The organism is Bradyrhizobium sp. 172, from assembly GCF_023101065.1.
GTDB lineage: Bacteria > Pseudomonadota > Alphaproteobacteria > Rhizobiales > Xanthobacteraceae > Bradyrhizobium > Bradyrhizobium canariense_D.
The window spans coordinates 5768649-5787036 of record NZ_CP064701.1; the positions used below are offsets into that span (position 1 = coordinate 5768649).

Here is an 18388-nt window from a genome sequence, read left to right on the forward strand (position 1 = left end):
GGAGGCTCTCTTGGAGAACTACACCCAACCAACCAATGGCGATGCACTTCGCCACGATTTGAAAGCCGTTCCCGTTCGGATCGGCGACCTCAAGCCGCCGCCCGGCAACCAAACCCGTCGCCACCCCAAGCGACAAATCGATACGCTGGCGACAAGCTTGGGGGAGTACGGTCAAGTTCTTCCCATTCTCGTTGACGCGATGCTACGGGTGATAGCGGGATGGGCGGTCGTTGCAGCGGCCGCGCAGATCGGTCTGGATCATGTCCTCGCCGTCACCATTACCGATCTGAGCGAGGCTCAGCTGCGAATGCTGAGGCTTATGCTCAACCGCGTAACTGAAGAGGCCAGTTGGGACGTCGAGGCTCTGCGTCTCGAATTGAGTGAGCTCCTGACCATCGACCCACAGATCGACCTGCAACTAACCGGATTTTCGATGGGAGAACTCGACGTGGCGGCGTCCGATTCAGAAGATTGGGAGGACGACTTGCCCGCACCCGATGCCGAGCCACCAATCACCAAGCCCGGCGATCTCTGGGCAGTCGGCGAGCATCGCATACTCTGCGCCGATGCAAGAAATGACGAAAGTTACCGTCGGCTCCTGGACGATGAGTTGGCAGACATGGCGTTCGCGGATGCGCCGTACAACCAGAGAATCGATGGCCACGTATCTGGCAAGGGGAGAATCACCCATGCCGAGTTTGCGATGGCATCCGGCGAGATGTCGACAACTGAATTCGAGGCGTTCTTAGCGACGAGCTTTGCCCATCTCGCCAGCTTCACCAGGGATGGCGCCATTCATTTCCTTTGCATGGATTGGCGCGGGATCGGACCGCTGCTGGCTGCCGCCAGTCCCATATACACGGAAATGAAGAACGTGTGCGTTTGGGCCAAGACAAACGCCGGCATGGGATCGCTGTATCGGTCGGCGCATGAACTCGTCTTCGTGTTCAAGAAGGGGCGCGCGCCACACGTCAATAACGTGCAGTTGGGCCGGAACGGTCGAAATCGCTCGAACGTGTGGAGCTATCCCAGCCAAAACACCTGGTCAAACTCATCCAAAGGAAAGCTGTCGTTGCACCCGACCGTCAAGCCAGTCGCGCTTGTGGCCGATGCAATCCGCGATTGCACCAACGAGCACGACATCGTGCTCGATCCATTCGGCGGCGCCGGCACGACACTGATCGCCGCCGAACGGACACGGCGCCGGGCACGGCTGATCGAAATCGACCCCAGCTACGTCGATGTCACGATCCGCCGCTGGCAGCATCTGACCGGCAAGGCGGCAGTGCACGCCGAGACCGGCGTGCCGTTCGGCCAAACCAGCCCGGCGAAGCTGGAGCGCGCCAATGGCTAAAAAATCGGACAAGGGCTTTGGCTATGGCAAACCGCCCCTGCACACCAGGTTCAAGCCGGGGCAATCCGGCAACCCGCGTGGTCGGCCGAAAGGCAGCCTGAATTTTACCACCGACCTGAAAACCGTCCTATTGGCCCCGGTCGCGCTCAACGACGGCGGCAGATCACGACGCGTCACCACGCAAAAGGCGGCATTGCTTCGCTTGCGGGAAAAAGCGCTCAAAGGCGACGTCAGGGCGCTCGACAGATTCCTCTCCCTCGCGATGGCGATGAGTGTCGGCTCCGCGCAAGAGACCGCGACCAGCCTGCCGCCCGAAGATCAGGCCATCCTCGAGGCATATCGCCGAGACGTCTTGGCCAACGCCGATGCGACGACTGCAAGCCAACGCGACGAGGAGGACGCCACATGATGCTGCCGGTGGTGGCGGCATTGCTGCGAACGGATGTGCGGTACTTCATCCATCGGGCCTTCGCGACCGTCTTTCCCGGCAGCGACTACCTGGCGAACTGGCATATCGATGCCATTGCCCATCAGCTCATGCGCGTTTACGACGGCGATTGCCCTCGGCTCCTCATCAACCAGCCGCCGCGGTCGCTCAAATCGCTGTCGGTTTCGGTCGCGTTCGTCGCCTGGTGGCTGGGCCACGACCCCAGCCGCCGCATTATCGTGGTCAGCTACGCCAGCGAGCTGTCCGCCGAGCTGCACCGCCAGTTCAGAATGGTGATCGAGTCGGGCTGGTATCAGGAGCTGTTTCCGGCCATGCACCCGGCCAAGGACACCGGCACTGAACTCGTGACCACGGCGGGCGGCAGCCGCTACGCAACCACGGTCGGGGGCACGCTAACCGGTCGAGGCGCGGACCTCATCATCATCGACGATCCGCTCAAGGCGGAGGAGGCGATGTCGGAGTCCGCGCGCAACCGCGTCACGGACTGGTTCGGCGGCACCTTGGTCTCACGATTGAACGACAAGGAGGACGGCCGCATCGTCGTGGTGATGCAGCGCCTGCACGAAGATGATCTCGCCGGTCATCTGCTGCAAGCGGGCGGCTGGCATCACCTCGATCTGCCGGCCATTGCCATCGAAGATAGCGACATCGCCATCGGTCACGATCGCCTCTTCCGCCGTCGCACAGGCGACCTCTTGCACCCGCGGCGCGAAAGCAAGCCGGTGCTGGAGCGGATCAAGGCCGAAATCGGCAGCCTGCAATTCTCGGCGCAATACCAGCAACGGCCGGTGCCACTCGAGGGCAATTTGATCAAGCGCGCCTGGTTTCGCTGGTTCGATCAGTTGCCGCCGGCGGGGACATCCGACTATGTCGTGCAGAGCTGGGACACCGCCATGATGACCGGAAAGGCCAACGATTACTCGGTCTGCACCACCTGGCGCATGATCAAGAATGACTACTACCTTGTCGATCTCTACCGCGGCCGGCATCAATATCCCGACCTGCGGCGCGCCGTGGCCGCGCTGGCGACAAGATACAACGCGGACGCGGTTTTGGTCGAGGACGCCGGGCCCGGCATTGCGATGTTGCAGGACCTGCAACGCAATACGCCGACCGGCATGCCGCGCCCGATTGGCATCAAACCCGAAGGCAGCAAGGCGGACCGTATGGCGGCACAATCGTTCCGGATCGAGGCCGGACAGGTGCATCTGCCGGCAGAGGCGCCCTGGCTGGACGACTATCTGTTGGAGCTGTTGGCGTTTCCCCACGGCAAGCATGACGACCAGGTCGACAGCACCTCGCAATTCTTGAAATGGGCGGGCAATCACCCGATGTTCGATGACATCGAACTCAACATCATTTCGGTCGGCCGGGACGGTTATGGCTATGGTTTTCCATGACCGGTCCCCGGGCAGCTACAAGATCGAGAGTTTCTCCAGAACGAAGCCAATCGCAATTCTACACCCGCGGTGCCTTGAGCGAGCGAAGCGCGCGCTTTTGCGCGGCCAGCGCGCTACGCTCGTAGCGCTCAAGCGCCTCGAGCCGGCGCGCGACGTCTCCAACCGGGTCCCCACCGAGGGCGGCCAACAGCGCGTGGCGGACCAGTCGCACGCGCCATAGCTCGCACTTGGCATCCGCAACCGCGGCGGCCGCTTCGGGTCCAATCTCACAGCCGAGGCCCGCGCGAATTGCAGCTGCAAATGTCGGCGCATCCGGCTTGCAACTCGTGGCGAGTCCGTGGCGCAACGCGTTGCGGCTGGACCTCACCTTTCCCGGCATCGTTCTCGGTCCGGTGCTGCGCTTGGCGTTGGCGCGATTGGCTTCGATTTGTCGAATTGACGCCATCTGCGAGCTCCTCGACCGGGGCGGGTTGCAGCACCCGAAAGCTCGCTCCAAGGCTTTGAGACATCAAGCATTTTAGAACCCAACGAACCGCAAATTCGCTGCAGAAAGGACTGGCATTCCCGCGCCAAAGGAGCGTTAATAATGGCAACCGGGCCTTCGCCGTTGGCCCCGGTCTCTCTCCTCGCTGGTGCGGGGCTTTTGGTGGTGCGGCGCCAAGCCGCGTTTGCCAAACCAAGGAGAGACCGGTGATCCCGATTGCAACCGACGGCGCCGAGGCGCCACATCGCATCATCAAGTTCGACCCCGTTGACCGGCGCGCCTTTGTCGGCGGCTCGGATGCCCGCATCATTATGGGCAATGATCAGGACGACCTCACGCGACTGTGGCGGGAAAAACGCGGCGAGCTCGCGCCGCAAGATTTGTCGCAGAATCTGATCGTTCAGCTCGGCACCGTCACCGAAGACCTCAACCGCAGCTGGTACCAGCGCGCATCGGGTATGACCATTGCCGACATTCAGAAGCGGATTCGCCATCCCGTCCACCACTGGATGGCCGCGACGCTCGATGGCATTGTCGCAGAAACCGGCGCGGTGTTCGAAGCCAAGTTCATGCTGCCCTGGGCCTTTACTGAAGAGGCGGCGGCCGAGAAGCACATGGCGCAGCTGCAGCACAACATGTGGGTGGTCGCGGCGCGCGCGGCGGTGCTCTCGATCATCACCGGCGGCGGCAAATGGGTCGAGCTCACCCTCCACGCCGATCCGCTCTACCAGCACCTGCTGCTCACGGCAGAAAAGAAGTTCTGGCGCTGCGTGCAGAGCGGCGAGCCGCCGCTGCTGTTCGGGATCGAGACCCCACGTCCGCGGCTCGCCGCCGTCAAGGTCGTCGACATGACCGTCTCCAATCTGTGGGCCGCATGCGCGGCGACCTATCTGCGCACCCGCGAGGCCCATGCCGAGCACGAACTGGCCAAGACCGAGCTGAAGAAGTTGCTGCCTGAGGATGCCAAGGAAGCATTTGGCCACGGACTTCGCGCCAAACGCTCCAAAGCCGGCGCGATCAGCTTTGATCCGGTTGAGATGGAGCGCGTCCATGCACCAGGCCAGTGAGCATATCGGGACGATCGCAGCGGCCTTGGCCCGCGCCCAGGCCGAACTGACCAACCCGGAAAAGACCCTGACCGCGCACATCCGCTCGCCGTTCCTGCGCGATGACGACCGCACCTTTCGTTATGCCTCGCTGGCGAGCGGCCTCGACATCGTGCGCAAGACCTTGAGCCAGCAGGAGATCGCCGCCATTCAGAGCACCCGGGTCGAGGCCAGCACCGGTCACATCCATCTCACCACCCTGCTCGCCCATTCCTCCGGCGAGTGGATCTCCTCGGAGTGGCCGGTCTGCGCCGCACGGGACATCGAGGCGCCGCACCGGATGGGCGCGGCGCTCACCTACGCCCGACGCTATGCCCTGTTCGCGCTGGTCGGGATTGCCGGCGAGGATGATCTGGACGCCCCGGATGCGGCCGCTGGTCCCCCCGCACCACCTAACCTCAAGGCTTCGCCCGGCAAGGGCGCTCTCAACCGTGCCCCGGTGCTGCGGCCGGGCGAGTCCGCCGCACTCCGCGAGCAGCTATTGCGCCAGCTCGAAGCGCTGCCCGCCAGCACCGATCTGCTCAGCTGGGCCATGGCGAGCCTCCCGCTCAAGAACAGCCTGCAGGAGCCGGATGCCCGGCACGTCGAGGCAGCTTATCAAGCCAAGCTTGAGGACGCTGGCCGTGCTCAGGCCGAGCAGACGGCCGACATGAATGGCACGCCAAGCCTGCCGGCAGCGCCTGCTGCTGACGCCGAGACCGCGCTGCAGCCAGCGCTACCCGAGGCCGGGCTCGCCCATCCCAAGGAGCCGTCCCGCAAACGCAGCAAGACGCACCTGTTGTTTGTTAGGGGGCAGCCCTGCCTGGTGTGCCGGCAAACCCCGTGCGATGCCCATCATCTGAAATTCGCTCAAGCCCGGGCGCTCGGCCGCAAGGTCAGCGATGAGTTCACTGTCCCCCTGTGCCGCGCGCATCACCAGGAGCTGCATCAGCACGGCAATGAACGGGCGTGGTGGGCGAACCTGCAGATCGCGCCGCTGCCGGTGGCGCAGGAGTTGTGGGCGGCAAGCCCCCTCCACGCTCCCGCCAACGTCGCCGTCGGCGCCGCGTCGCTTGCGGCAAACCTGGATTCGGAGGCCGCCGGATGAACGGTCTGTTCCAAACCGCGCGCGAGCTCACCGTCACGACGCTGCCGGTCGAGTTTGAGTCCTTGGCGCCCCCGCCACTGCTGCTGCCGGGCGAACAGCTCGAACACTACCAGGCGCTCCAGCAGGCGATCTTTGCCGACCTCGCGCCGCGGTCCGCCATCGAATGGCTCCTCGCCATTGACGTCGCCGAACTGTCCTGGGATATCCAGCGCTACCGCATGTTGCGGCATAAATTGCTCGAGACCTATCGCCAAAAGGCGGTTGAGGCGGCGCTGCGGCGCATCGACATGGTCGGGATTGATCCCGAGTTCGAAGCGGAGGCCGAGACCTACACGCTACAAAATGCCCTGAGCTGGCGGTGTGATCCCGTCGCTGCGTCCGAGATCGAGGCGCGGCTTGCGGCCTATGGCTTCGACCAACGCGCCATCACCACCGAAGTCTACGTGCAGGCCCGCGAGGTCCTGGTCTTGTTCGAGGGGCTGCTCAACGCCGCACAAACCAAGCGCATGCTGCTCCTTCGCGAGATCAGGAATCAGCGCTTCAGAGCTGGACCGCTGCGCCGGCTGCGCTGAAACCACAGATCGCGATCGCGCTAGCAACAGCTTGACTAAATCGTTCGCATCGCTGCGCCGTATTATCCTGGCCTAACGAAAGGAAGCGGTTCGCCATCGTTCAAATTGCCGACAATCGGAGCGAGACCAACGAGAGAGCATGGTGCAGCCAAAGTTGAGACGGGGCCCATATGGCGATCGGAGGCCGGCAAGCAGTCATCAAGGCCTTCATTGCTGTCGACGCGTACCGTCTACTGGCAAATCGAACCGGGTGAGCGGCCTGCGCCCGGCGAGGGCCGAGAAGCGGCGTCTGGCTACAAATGCTAGCAGACGCGCAAACAGCGGGGCCGCGTCCGAAGTGCGCGAGCAATTTCGTCTCGGTTGGCCTCAGGCAGTGACTTGCGCCGTGGGTGCCCGGGACTTGCCCGCAGCCGACGTCAGCTGAGTGATCGTTCTACAGCCTCCTCATACTGACCGGAAACACACCGAAGTACTTTCCCCATGTTAGCTAAGGTTGGTTATTTGGTGGTCTTTCAATGAACCGCCGGCTGCCATTGAGAAGCTCGAGGTTATTGGCGATGACCGGATTACCTGGATCGAGCGAATAGGCCTTCTCGAACTTCCGTCGCGCCGCACCCAGATTGCCGCGCAGCATGTACGAATACCCCTGGTCATTCAAAATCTGAACGGTTTCGCCTCCCAGCCGGATCGCGTGGGCATAGGCCTGATCGGCCAGATCGAAGCGACGCAGCTTGTCGTAGCTCGCCGCGAGGCCAACCCAGGCCGTGACGTCCTTGGGTGATTTCTCGACGGCATCCTTGAAATAACGCTGTGAGAGTCCGTAGCTGCCGCGATTGTAATGCTCCAGCCCCAGCCGCACAGGCTCGTCCGACGGGTAGTACTTCACGTCGGTCGGCTCCTGCACCGGGTCCCCACCCGGTGGATCGACCGGAGCCACGATGGCAGCCTCCCTCGTGGTATAGTCACATGCTGCAAGGCCTGGCGCCAGCCAGCAACAGGTCAGCAGTAGAATGGCACGTCGCATAATCTTGTCCCCCGCCCGGCCCAGCGGACGCACTGCACCGCACTCAAATGTCCCGTCGCCCAACTCATTTACCAGAAGCCGTTACCTGCCCCCTGCCCCGCCGACTGGCACCGATATTCCCGACGATGCTCCCGCTCCCAATCCAGTTACGTTGACATTCTGGGTGACGGGCGGGCGCTGGCCCATTAGTTTCGTCGGATCACCGTTATCGGGAAGCTGATCCACCGGCTGTTGCTGGTTGCCGTAGCGCGTCACGGCCGAGCCCACACGTCGAGCGTCGTACGCGATCCGGCGATCACCCACATTTCGCGGCCATGGATGGATTGTATGGGTGACGGCGTTGACCTGCTTGGCATCGCCGGCGGTCATCGTGATGCTGTCGGAACGCTGAAAGTAGCGGTCCATCTCGTCATGACCGGCGACGCCGTAACATCCCCCGAGCAGGATGGGCGCGAACAGAACCAGATTTCTTATGGCCATCTCTCGCTTTCCTAGTTGAGGGTTTTCACGACCGTCTGATCGGCACTAGCGGCCGGGACGACGACGGGGGCCCGGACTTCAGGCGCGATGATGTGGCCATACGGTCCCTTCACCTCGCCTCCGGAATTGACGTAGTCATGGTACCGCTTGCGGACTTCCATCTGGCCGTTGAGGAAGAAATCGACGTCGTTGGCCGGCAGGCGGGAGTCGAGTGGCGAGGCCAGTTGCTGACCGGGTGCCGCCGGGGCGACCAGACGCGGGGTCACGATGATCACCAGATCGGTTTCTTCCTGCTGGTAAGATTTGCTGCTGAACAGGCTTCCAATCACCGGCACCGAGCCGATCCAAGGTAACTGCGAGACGTCCTGGCGATTGCGGGTCTGCAACAGGCCGGCGATGGCAAAGCTCTGGCCATCGCGCAACTCCACCGTGGTTCGCGCGTCGCGACGGGTCAGCGCAGGAACGGTCGTCCCCTGGATCGTCACCGCGTTGGCGAAATCAAGTTCGCTGACCGACGGCTCGACCCGAAGATTGATCACACCGCGCGAGAGCACCGTGGGGACGAAGGCGAGCTCAACACCGAACTTCTTGTAGTCAATCGTGATGGTGGGAAAGCCGTTTGTCGTCTGGGTCGGTATCGGTACCGGAAACTCACCGCCGGCAAGAAAGCGCGCGGCATCGCCGGACAGCGTGGTCAGATTTGGCTCCGCCAGCCGGCGTGCCAACCCCTTGGTTTCCAGTGCCGAGATCAACAGGTCCACCGAGCCGCCGCTGCTGGTCCTGATTATGCTGGTCAACAAGCTTCCGAACGGGGCCGGCGCGATGCCCCCTGCTGTACCGGCGAGCGTTCCCAGAGTTCCTAGTACCGGAAGGCTACCCGTCGGGGGAGCGCCGACATCCCCTCCCCCGGCACCGAGAGGACCGTTGGCGGTATTGATCCCACCAATCGGTGATCGACCGGCGGCGGTCACACGACCCAGCCCGGTGTTACCAACGTTCGTGCCGTTGGCATTGGCCGCATAAAGATTGACGCCGAGGTTGCGGCCGGCTTCTCGGTTGACCTCGAGGAAGCGCACCTCGAGCATCACCTGTTGCGGGGCCGCGACGCTCATCGCGTTGACGACGACACCCCCTTTCGCGACCGTGCTGGTGGCGATCGCCATGGCCCGCTCGGCCGTAACTGCGTCGGCCGCGACCCCGCTGAGCACCACCTGGCCCTCGGAAGCCGACACGCGGATACCTTGCCCGCCGGTGCTGGTCCGGATGTTCTGCTGCAGATTGCCGGTATCGATCACGACCTCGACGTCGAGAATCCCGATCTGCTTCATCGAACTGTCGAACAGGATGACGTTGGTAGTGCCGGTCTGCTTGCCCTGCACGTAGATGAGGTGATCGCTCAGCGACTTCACGTCGACGATGTCAGACGAGCCCGCCACGATCGTCGCAAAGGCCGTGTCGACTTTGAAGGTACGTGACTTGTTGAGGACGAGCTTGACCCGCTGGACGTCGTTCATCTCGCTGACGATGACGCCGCCGGATGAGCCCCGCCGGTCTGCAGCCGCCGCGCGGTCAGCGAACCCAGACGAGGCGAGCGCCGCGCCCAGACCCATCACGCCGAAGGCGAGAAGCCTCCCGACCTTGTTACCCGAAACGCCATCGCCACTCATCCGAGTCCCCCACTGCGATCCACGAAGATTCCCGCAAATCTACGTGCTCGACGTCCTCAACATTTCCCCTCTGCGCACCACGTCGCAGAGCTTACAATCTGTCCCACTACAATTCGTTACTTCGTGCTTCCAAGATCATCCTCCCTCATGGAGGCAGCTTGCAAGACGAGATACTTACCGCACCGCCGCAAGCAGAAAGAAAACCTTTCAATGTTGCCAGCGCGCATCATTCTCACTGGTTGCCAGGAACTGTCCCGCCGCACAACCTCTTGTTGGCGCGCGCTCCGGTCGTCGCTTTGCGAAGGAGTGTCGGTGGCACGCTTGGCGATTCGCTTGGCGGAGTAATTCCGCACCTGCGCATTTCGCCCGCACGCCGCGGCCACGAGGCACCGTCGAGCCAAACATGTCAGGCTTGCTGCCATATTTGCGCTAGAAGGGAATCTCGTTGGAGGCGCTCGGCGCATTGAGCGCTGTGCCCCATATGGGCATCAGCATCGTAAACTTTGCTTGGGAAGCTGTAACACTCAAGCGGTTGCTGTTGGCCCCCACGGTCAGCGTTGGCGTCAGACCTCCGAAAAACAGGAAGGGAGCCGCGTTCTTCTTGGCGGCGGTGGACAGGGGATCCCCGGTGCAGCCGGCCGGCGACTGCGGCGGGCTTTGAAGCAAGGCAGGCGTATAGCAGCTGATCATGACCGCACGGGCGCCAGCACTCGCAAGCGTCCGCAAGGATTGCATCGTGATGGCATAGCGCCCAAGATCGAAGATGACGAACATCAATGTGAAAAGCGTCACGAACACCACGATGAATTCAAAGGGCGCGATACCGCGATTGTCGAGCTTTCTCATCATTGCACCAAAGCGACAACTTGGGTGTAAATGATGGTGGCCGGCGCACAGCCTTGCGTGCTGAGGTAGCCGCCACCGCTCATGTCGATCGTTTTGGCGATCACTTGCGAACAGGTCGTATTCGCACTTGAAGTCGTACCGGCCCAGCTAACGTCGACCTTGGGAAAGTAGATAGCCCCGCCCAGGCTAACCTGGCCGCCACCGTTTATGGTGACCTTGTTGCTGGTCTTGCTCGGGGCCTGATCATCAATCAGGACGCCATTTAGATCAGAGGAGAAGGTGTTAGTGGCAGGTGCGGAGAGATCAGCCGTTCCCCCGTTGATGGTGAGCTGCGAGTCTCCGAGCAAGACGAGGGTTACGCCTGCGCCTTTCAGTTGTCCGCCGGTCATCTTTATATTTGCTTTGTAGAAGAAATATGTTCCCGGATCCAAAACGTACTTGTCGCCGTTCTGCACCGTGAAATTGCCGTAAGCTCCAGTCCCGGCGCTATTGGGCGCGCAATGCTTCCACCCATCCGCCTGAAGGGTGCAGGGCATACTTGTATTGCCCGTCCTGCTGTTAAACGATGCGGTGTCCAGTTTGCTGAGCGGATTGCTAGCGTACGTCATGAAATAGTTGTGCGGCACGCTGACATTGCTGCAGCTGCCCGTGGGGGTGCAGCCACTTACACCATAAACTGCCCATCCCGAGCCGGTGAACGTTGGAGTGCTGGCGAGTTTAACACTGGTATCCGACATCAGCGCGCAGCCGGTTCCGTTGTTGCTGAGGTTACCAGCAAGCTTGAGCGCGCCTGAGTCAGGTCCAAGCGCCAGGACGCAGGCCTTTGTCGGCTGCTGAACCATGGCAATCGCTTGGGCGGGGATGTTGACGGTTGTCAAACCCAGCACTGCCGCCAAGTACGCCGGTTGTTGCTGGCTGACCCTGGCGCGAACGGCATTGCCGGTGCCTGCAGGTGGCGTTGTGAACGCGCCCGCATTGTAATCGCCGATATCGATCTGCACGGCCCGCGAGGTTCTGGTCGGTAGGCTCGTCGGACAGTTTCTCCCCGGATAGCCGGTAGCGTCATTGGGACTGTAGTTGCAAAACCCGTTCTGTGCCGCGAATTCCTTGCCGCGATAATCCACTGTCTGGGTTTCGCAGGCCGCGCCCGCCATCGTACATGAAAGCCGCAATGCGCCCGAATAGGCCGCCGAGTCGGCGGCGTTCTGCGCGTGCTGGCGGGTGACGTACCACGATCCGGCCTCGGCCCCGATCGCGACTACTCCGATGAGCGGCACGAGAGCGATGACTGTTGCTAATGCGGCGGAACCTCGTTGGGAACGGAGCAGATCACGCATGGAAACACCCTACTGGAAGCGTTCTGAGTGACGCAGCGTGTACGTGCAGGTGGTCGGACACAGCAGCGAACCCACAAAAGGCGGGCGTGCCCCAAGCGGGGCCAAAGTGATGGTTGTCGAAAATGTAATGTACTTTGGAGAAGCAAGATTGCTCGGCGAACAGGTGGCCCCTGCGTCGCCGCACAAAACCTGAAGGTTGCTGATCGCATGACCTGCGACTGTGGTCTGTAGCCCTGTCTTCCAGCTCACCGTGCCGTCAGGGGCGAGCGGATTAGCGTACTGCACATACTGCCCGAAGGAGCGCAATGCGCTCCATGCGGAGATAAACTGGAAGCCCGCAGCAGCCAGGTCGGCGAGCGGCACAAGCAGGAACGACGCCAAGAAAATGTAGACGATCATGGCCTCAAGCCCGACGGCGCCGCGTTGATCCACGATCAAAGACTTCTTGTGGCTCATGAGTTGACCTCCTCCGATACTCACCCATCCGGTCGTTGACTGGAACAGCACTCACCAAACGTAAGGGACCACTCTCCAGCGCGATGCTTCGTAACCGGAATATTCCGGGCAGTTGCGACGAAGCAGGTCCTCTTCGTAATAAATGCGGCAAACCTGAACGCCGATATGCAAGACGAGCAAGGCCGCTGTCAGCGGCGTCGGGCTTCTCAGCACCACGCCTAACACGGCGATTTCTTCCGCAAGATAGAGCGGGTGCTTGATCCATCGATACGGGCCCGTTTGCACCACGTTGCGCGCCTGTGGCACCAGACTGAACGACCTGCCAAGATGTCGGATGGTGACCAGCATCATGATCATGCCAATCAACACGCACGCGGTGGACGCCAGGTTTGGCAACACCTTGTCGGTTTCGCCGAAGAAGGCGATCGTCCACGGCATATAGGTGCCGACGAACGCCGCGATCCTTGGGAGACGGCCGTTCGCTTGCGCCTTCGCCGGAGGCCGCGTGATGATCAACAGCGCCAGGAGCACGTAGAAGACAGCGAGGCAAACACTCGACAGGAGCGACGGCCAGGGATCATGAGCCGATGATCCGATCTTGATGGCGACCCCAAGCGCCAGCAACATGAACCACATGCCGCCGAACAGTTGCATTGTCCGATCGTAAGAGGACGTTTTCGACAGGGCAATCGTGCTCATGGCTACTTACCGAAGCTGGCGAACGAACGCACGAGGTGCAGAATGGGACTTCCTCCCAAAATGACGAACATGGCTGGCAGCAGGAACAACACCATCGGAATGGTCAGCTTGGCGCCCAACTTGTGTGCTCTTTCCTCAAGCTTGGTAATACGTTCGCGCCGGAGGTCGACAGCGACACTCCGCAGAGCCTGGCCCACCGGCGTTCCGTATTGCAGGCTTTGGGCGACCATGAGTCCGAACCGGCGGAGCCCATCCGACGTAGATCCCAGTTTATCGAATGCGTCGCTGCGCCTTGGCAGGATTCGGAGATCATCAAGAAGGCCGCTCATGACCCGGGCTATAGCAGGATTGGTCTCATGCATTTCTTGCGCTACGCGTGCCAGCCCGCTTTCCAGGCCCATTCCCGATTCGCTGCACACAACCAGCAAATCGATCATATCCGGCGTGCCCAGTCGAATGGCGGCATCAAACCGCCGCTTCAGCACCGCCAGTATCAATCGCGGCGCTAAAATCCCGATCGCCACGCCAATAAGTGTGAAGACCAGCACATCCAGCAGTGCCTTCCCGAAAAGCTGAGCGACACACCCGGCGATGATCGGGCAGAGGGCCATGCTGACCGCTTTGACACCGATCCAGGTCGGCAAGGCTCGATGATGATTAAAACCTGATGATTGAAGGATGGTTCGTAGCTGATCCAGATTTTCCTCAGCATAGAAGCGACGATACCGCATGCCGAGTGACGAAAACCAACCGGTCACATCCTGGAAGGGGGCAGACTGGCCAGCAACGCCCATCACAGCGTTCGACACCCGGGCGTCCAATGTACGAACGTGTATTTCGCGGATAATCAACATGCAGGACGCAGTCCCAGCCACGACTGCGAGGGCCACCAGACTGAGACCAGAGGTCATAGTGCTGTTTCCCTTCTGACCATCCAACTTATCACCAGGGCTCCAACAAGCACCGAAACGACTGCGTAGACCAGCAGCTTGTTTCCGACCGGATCGGTGAACAACAGATCGACGGTTTGCGGATTGGCTGCGTATAGGACCCCACCTGCAATCAATGGCGAGACCGTCAGCGCTCGTGAGGAAAAGATCACCTCTCCCGCCAGTGCCTTGGCGCGAGCAGCCAGCGCAACACGTTGCCTGACAGTGTCTCCCAGGTTCTGCAAGGTCTCGGCCAGGCTGCCACCGGACTTCATCTGAACGGCAAGTGTCACCGCAAAGATCGCATACTCCGCCACCTGAGTTCGCCGATAGACAGCCTGGACAGCTTCCTCTGGAGGTCTACCCAGATTCACTTCGCTGCATACGATGGCAAACTGCCCAGCCGTTGGCTGCGGCATATCGCGCGCGAGGGCACGAAATGCCTCGTGCACAGGCAGGCCTGATCGCACGGTACTTGTCACCAGCTGGATCGCGTCAGGCAGCTGTCGAAAAAGCTGAAGAGCGAACCGACGTTTCTGCCATCCAAACAGGCCTCGTATCACAATAATGGCCGTGATTGCGGCGACGATGGACACGTAGACCAGGGAATATCCCAGCTGGCTGTTCGCATAAAGGATCGCTGCTGCTCCGAATGCACCGGCGAGCAGCACATAGGCCGGATGCAACACGTAGGGTATATCGGGATTGTAATTGGACAGCCGATTGAGAAACTGAGCCTGGGACCCGGTCTCCAAGCGGCGAATGGATGGTAGGTTAGCCGGATGCGACGTTGGCAGAGCAATCGCCAACTGGCGATTGATGCGTCTTTCCCGAGCGTCGAGCCACAACGAGATGGCTGCTGCACACATCGCGAGGGCCAGAACAGTGACGATCACGGACTCCAGCATCATACTTGCCTCATGGCCTCGGCCCAAGCACCATCTAGCCCGAAATAGACAAGACGGCTTTTGAACTTCGGAGTTGCAAGGTTGGACTTATAGCTGCCCGATATCCGCCCGTTCACATCCTCCTCTTGATACTCGAAGGCTGCGATGTCATTGGTGGTGATCACCTCCCCTTCAAGGCCGATCACCTCGCTGATCTGAATGATGCGGCGCTGTCCGTCCCGCATGCGTTCGACCTGCACAATGAGATCCAGCGCAGCGACGATCTGACTTCGAATGGCGCGCGACGGTAGATTGACCTGTCCCATCTGCACCATGTTTTCGATGCGGGTCAGGGCATCCCGGGTACTGTTCGCGTGTACCGTGGAGATCGAACCATCATGGCCGGTGTTCATCGCCTGCAGCATGTCGAATGCTTCGGCACTGCGCACCTCGCCAACGACGATCCGGTCGGGACGCATGCGCAGGGCATTCACCAGCAAATCGCGCTGTGTCACCTGCCCTGTGCCCTCGAGGCTGGGGGGCCGGGTCTCCAGGCTGATCACGTGCGGCTGCTGAAGCTGCAACTCCGCCGCGTCCTCGATCGTGACAATGCGTTCGGTGTGATCGATGAACTGGCTCATAGCGTTCAGGAGCGTCGTCTTGCCGGATCCGGTACCGCCGGAGACCAGAACATTGAGCCGCGAGCGGGCGGCGATCTCCAGCAAACGTCCGATCGCCGCGGTCATTGAGCCGTTTTCAATCAATCCGGCTATGTCCAAACGGCGGCTTGGAAATTTTCGGATGGAAATGCACGGACTATGGATCGCCAGCGGCGGGAGGATGATGTTGACCCGGCTGCCATCCAGCAGGCGACAATCGACCATCGGACTGGACTCGTCGACGCGCCGGCCAACCTGCGCGGCAATCTTCTGAGCGACGGAAGCAATGTGACCATTGTCCCGGAATCGCACCGCAACTCGTTCCAGCTTGCCGTTTCGCTCCACGTAGACATTACTCGGACCGTTCACCATGATATCGTTGATCGATTGGTCCAGCAGTAGCGGACGGAGCGGCCCGTAGCCCGTCATGTCGTCGGCAATTTCGTCTGCGAGCTGCAGCTGCTCACGGCCCGACAGCTCGAGCCGTTCCTGGTTGGCAATTTGATGGATGATCTCCTCAATCTGCCGCCGGAGAACTTCCCGCGAGACAGTTGCGGCCACCGATGGCTCGATCTGCTCAATTACCCGTTCGCGCAGCGAAGGCGGGATTATGGGTTGGTCGATCGGCGGTTCGTCGCGCCTTGGCGCGGGCGACGGCACGCTCGGTGCGGATACAGCCGTGCTGAGCGGCGGCAAAGGCAAGGCCATCGCAGATGCAGGGAGGCTTGTCGCCAATGAAGATATGTGAGCTGGTGTGTCGTCTTCACGCCTACCAAATTTTTTCATCGCAGATGTGCTGTGAGCACCCTCCTCCACCAGCCACTCCGCTCAGCAGCGACACCGCTGATCTCCCGTACGATCGGTGCCAGGTGGCGCCGCAATTTTCTGACGTGCTTCAGAGCTGGAATGCCCAGATTGAGCGCCTCGGTCATGCCCTTGCCGAGATCGGGAATGACGATGTCGGGCTCTGCACCCAACGCCTTGACGACCGCCGCCCTCGGCAGGCCCCCGGGACGACCGGCCCGGTTGAGCAAGGTAAAGACCCGGTCCTTGCCCGCGATGTTGATCACGGCGGCGCGTAGCGCATGGGCATTGCGAAGTCCGGTCACCTCGGATTCGAGCAGCACCATCACATGACGGGAAAGTTTAATCACGGGATAGATCGACGGCGGAAACGGGACGGGTACATCCACGACGATGTAGTTGAACCGTTGACGCAGCAGACCCAGCACGTGTCGTATGCCAGCTTCCGTAATTTCGAGCTGCGCATCGAGGTCCTCGTCGGCCGAGACCAAGCAAACCCTTTCGTTGACTTCGATTGCCGCGCGCTCGAGGAAGAGTGTGTCCGCCCGCATCGGATTTTCCAGAGCGATGCGCAGCCCCGGCCCGGGACGAACACCCAGCATCACGGCGGCCTCGCCGCCCTGCAAATGAAGATCAAGCAGCGCCACCTTGGCCCTGGTTGTCTCGGCGAGTTGCAGCGCCAGATTGATCGCGATGCTCGTGGCGCCGGCGCCGCCCTGCGCCCCGCAGATCGAGACCACGTGCCCGCCACGATCGATGTGGTTGGCTGCCACGTCGCCGAGCAGCTTGGGGCGCAGCTTGTCCAGCACCATATCGCGCGTGAGCGGCCGCGGCAGATACTCCGTCAAGCCGAGCTCCAGGAGCTCACGGTAGAAAGTAATCTCCCTGTTATCGCCGATCACGGCTACTCGGACATCGGGTGGACAGACGCCGGACAGCCTTTCCAGTTCAGTAAAAGGATCATCGATGCCACTGATGTCTGCCACCAGCGCAAACAGGTCGGTGTCGGTTTCAAGCATCCGTATGGCATTGCGGATCGTGCCGCGCCTGATCGAGAGGTTGGCGCCTTCGAGCCCCTTGCGCAACGCCGCAGCGCTGAGCTCATCATTTACGAAACCGACGATGCGGTTACGCGTGACGATTGAGGTCGATTCTTCAGGCGGAGTGGCTATGGCAATGTTCATCAGCGTTTCTCCGACAACCTGTTATCGTAACCCACCGCCGTTGCAGTCGGGCCTACGGCATCCGATGCACCGTCGCAGCTGACGAGAGCGTCTTCCACTTGCTTTCTGACCGTGTATTGCTTGACCTCACCGCCTGAATGAACGACCACTGCCGTTCTCTGTGCAGAAATTGCATACTGGCGGGCAAGTTCAGGCGACACATCACAGCTCGACATCGCGCCGGTGTCTGCCTTGTCCCACTGATCGACTGCTGCGCGTACGGCCAAGGAGAGCGTCCCGAGCTGCTTTGCGACGGTGACTTTCTTGACCTGGACCTGCGTAAGCTCCAGTGAAACAGTCTGCGTTTGCTTACCTGCCATCCCGCTAATGGGTCGCGCGCCCTGCACGATCTCCTGATCAATCGCGATGACTCGAACATTGCGCAGAACGGTTTCGCTGAGGGCGCGACGCGCGGTATCGACTTTCTCGAAGACCTGGGTCAACACGACGTCCACGTGATCGCCCGGCCTGATGAGGCCCGAGACACCGGCCTCCTCGTCAACCTTGATGCTGATGGCACGGCTGTCTGGCGCCAGGATACTGGCGAGGAAACCGCGGTCCCGCGGACGCAAGATATCCTGCAATGTAATGAGACTGCCCGCTTCGACGAAGTTGCGGATGAGTGAACCCGGAAGTCCGGACTTGGACTCGGGGGTTTCAAGGATAGCTCCCTGGGGAACGCGCTCCGGCGGCACCGCGCGCACGGCGAAATCCTCTTCGCGGGCCAACGTCCCCCTCGGCAACGGCCGTACCGCGATAAAGTATCCGGCCGTCGCCGGCGCCGCCGGCGCGAGGGTCGTCGCTGTCACCTGTACCGGGACCGGAGGCGTGGCCTTCGGCAGGTTCATGCTATAGGCAATCAGTCCGAACGCTGTGGTTGCAAGCAAAAGCACCACGATGATCGACAGACGCAGCGCGGATGACAT

At 61.3% G+C, this 18388-nt stretch carries 19 protein-coding genes; 6 read left to right on the forward strand and 13 right to left on the reverse strand.

The features are described 5' to 3' along the window. The first annotated feature begins 10 nt into the window (after nucleotides 1-10). From IVB07_RS27715 to terL, 3 genes are read left to right on the forward strand one after another with little or no spacing between them, the layout of a single operon-like run. Nucleotides 11-1354: a DNA methyltransferase gene (locus tag IVB07_RS27715; protein ID WP_247363513.1), complete on the forward strand. Its 1344-nt coding sequence runs from the start codon at nucleotides 11-13 to the stop codon at nucleotides 1352-1354. Beyond that, a complete protein-coding gene (locus tag IVB07_RS27720) occupies nucleotides 1347-1763 on the forward strand; it encodes a DUF5681 domain-containing protein (protein ID WP_247363514.1) in 417 nt (138 codons plus the stop codon). Before IVB07_RS27715 ends, IVB07_RS27720 begins: the two co-directional genes overlap by 8 nt. After that, on the forward strand, nucleotides 1760-3202 hold the full coding sequence (terL, locus tag IVB07_RS27725; RefSeq protein WP_247363515.1) for a phage terminase large subunit: 1443 nt from the start codon (nucleotides 1760-1762) through the stop codon (nucleotides 3200-3202). The genes IVB07_RS27720 and terL overlap by 4 nt, the downstream gene beginning before the upstream one ends. Nucleotides 3203-3260: 58 nt before the next feature. Here the strand turns inward: terL and IVB07_RS27730 are convergent, their stop codons facing one another. After that, nucleotides 3261-3647, reverse strand: coding sequence for a hypothetical protein (locus tag IVB07_RS27730; protein ID WP_247363516.1), 387 nt, complete (start codon nucleotides 3645-3647; stop codon nucleotides 3261-3263). A 245-nt stretch (nucleotides 3648-3892) separates the two neighbouring features. Between IVB07_RS27730 and IVB07_RS27735 the strand changes: the two genes are divergently transcribed. Genes IVB07_RS27735 through IVB07_RS27745 form a run of 3 tightly spaced genes read left to right on the forward strand, consistent with a single transcriptional unit; the run spans nucleotide 3893 to nucleotide 6451 of the window. Next, nucleotides 3893-4753: a YqaJ viral recombinase family protein gene (locus IVB07_RS27735; RefSeq protein ID WP_247363517.1), complete on the forward strand. Its 861-nt coding sequence runs from the start codon at nucleotides 3893-3895 to the stop codon at nucleotides 4751-4753. Next, nucleotides 4737-5879 (forward strand): ERF family protein, encoded by a 1143-nt coding sequence (locus IVB07_RS27740; RefSeq protein ID WP_247363518.1) that lies wholly within the window; start codon nucleotides 4737-4739, stop codon nucleotides 5877-5879. The genes IVB07_RS27735 and IVB07_RS27740 overlap by 17 nt, the downstream gene beginning before the upstream one ends. After that, nucleotides 5876-6451 carry a hypothetical protein gene (locus IVB07_RS27745; RefSeq protein WP_247363519.1) on the forward strand — a complete coding sequence of 192 codons (576 nt, stop codon included), beginning with the start codon at nucleotides 5876-5878 and terminating at the stop codon, nucleotides 6449-6451. Before IVB07_RS27740 ends, IVB07_RS27745 begins: the two co-directional genes overlap by 4 nt. Before the next feature lie 487 nt (nucleotides 6452-6938). On the opposite strand, the gene IVB07_RS27750 is transcribed toward IVB07_RS27745, so the two are convergent. From IVB07_RS27750 to cpaB, 12 genes are all read right to left on the reverse strand, one after another. After that, on the reverse strand, nucleotides 6939-7388 hold the full coding sequence (locus tag IVB07_RS27750) for a tetratricopeptide repeat protein (RefSeq protein WP_247363520.1): 450 nt from the start codon (nucleotides 7386-7388) through the stop codon (nucleotides 6939-6941). A 168-nt stretch (nucleotides 7389-7556) separates the two neighbouring features. Continuing rightward, nucleotides 7557-7955: a hypothetical protein gene (locus IVB07_RS27755; protein WP_247363521.1), complete on the reverse strand. Its 399-nt coding sequence runs from the start codon at nucleotides 7953-7955 to the stop codon at nucleotides 7557-7559. Between the two features lie 11 nt (nucleotides 7956-7966). Continuing rightward, nucleotides 7967-9622, reverse strand: coding sequence for a type II and III secretion system protein family protein (locus IVB07_RS27760; RefSeq protein ID WP_247363522.1), 1656 nt, complete (start codon nucleotides 9620-9622; stop codon nucleotides 7967-7969). Nucleotides 9623-10051: 429 nt separating this feature from the next. Next, entirely contained in the window at nucleotides 10052-10471 is a 420-nt protein-coding gene (locus IVB07_RS27765) for a TadE family protein (protein WP_346658301.1), read from the reverse strand. Then, nucleotides 10468-11805 (reverse strand): TadE/TadG family type IV pilus assembly protein, encoded by a 1338-nt coding sequence (locus IVB07_RS27770; protein WP_247363524.1) that lies wholly within the window; start codon nucleotides 11803-11805, stop codon nucleotides 10468-10470. The genes IVB07_RS27765 and IVB07_RS27770 overlap by 4 nt, the downstream gene beginning before the upstream one ends. Before the next feature lie 9 nt (nucleotides 11806-11814). Then, on the reverse strand, nucleotides 11815-12261 hold the full coding sequence (locus tag IVB07_RS27775) for a hypothetical protein (RefSeq protein WP_247363525.1): 447 nt from the start codon (nucleotides 12259-12261) through the stop codon (nucleotides 11815-11817). A 51-nt stretch (nucleotides 12262-12312) separates the two neighbouring features. Further along, nucleotides 12313-12960, reverse strand: coding sequence for a methyltransferase (locus IVB07_RS27780; protein ID WP_247363526.1), 648 nt, complete (start codon nucleotides 12958-12960; stop codon nucleotides 12313-12315). 2 nt (nucleotides 12961-12962) lie between these two features. Then, nucleotides 12963-13871 carry a type II secretion system F family protein gene (locus tag IVB07_RS27785; protein ID WP_018458247.1) on the reverse strand — a complete coding sequence of 303 codons (909 nt, stop codon included), beginning with the start codon at nucleotides 13869-13871 and terminating at the stop codon, nucleotides 12963-12965. Next, entirely contained in the window at nucleotides 13868-14800 is a 933-nt protein-coding gene (locus IVB07_RS27790; protein ID WP_018458246.1) for a type II secretion system F family protein, read from the reverse strand. Before IVB07_RS27790 ends, IVB07_RS27785 begins: the two co-directional genes overlap by 4 nt. Then, complete coding sequence (locus tag IVB07_RS27795) at nucleotides 14797-16221, reverse strand: CpaF family protein (RefSeq protein ID WP_026233540.1); 1425 nt, start codon at nucleotides 16219-16221, stop codon at nucleotides 14797-14799. Before IVB07_RS27795 ends, IVB07_RS27790 begins: the two co-directional genes overlap by 4 nt. Beyond that, the gene (locus tag IVB07_RS27800; RefSeq protein WP_247363527.1) at nucleotides 16218-17423 is read right to left on the reverse strand and encodes a pilus assembly protein CpaE; all 1206 of its coding nucleotides are present in this window, start codon (nucleotides 17421-17423) and stop codon (nucleotides 16218-16220) included. The genes IVB07_RS27795 and IVB07_RS27800 overlap by 4 nt, the downstream gene beginning before the upstream one ends. Next, a complete protein-coding gene (gene cpaB / locus IVB07_RS27805; protein ID WP_018458242.1) occupies nucleotides 17423-18388 on the reverse strand; it encodes a Flp pilus assembly protein CpaB in 966 nt (321 codons plus the stop codon). The genes IVB07_RS27800 and cpaB overlap by 1 nt, the downstream gene beginning before the upstream one ends.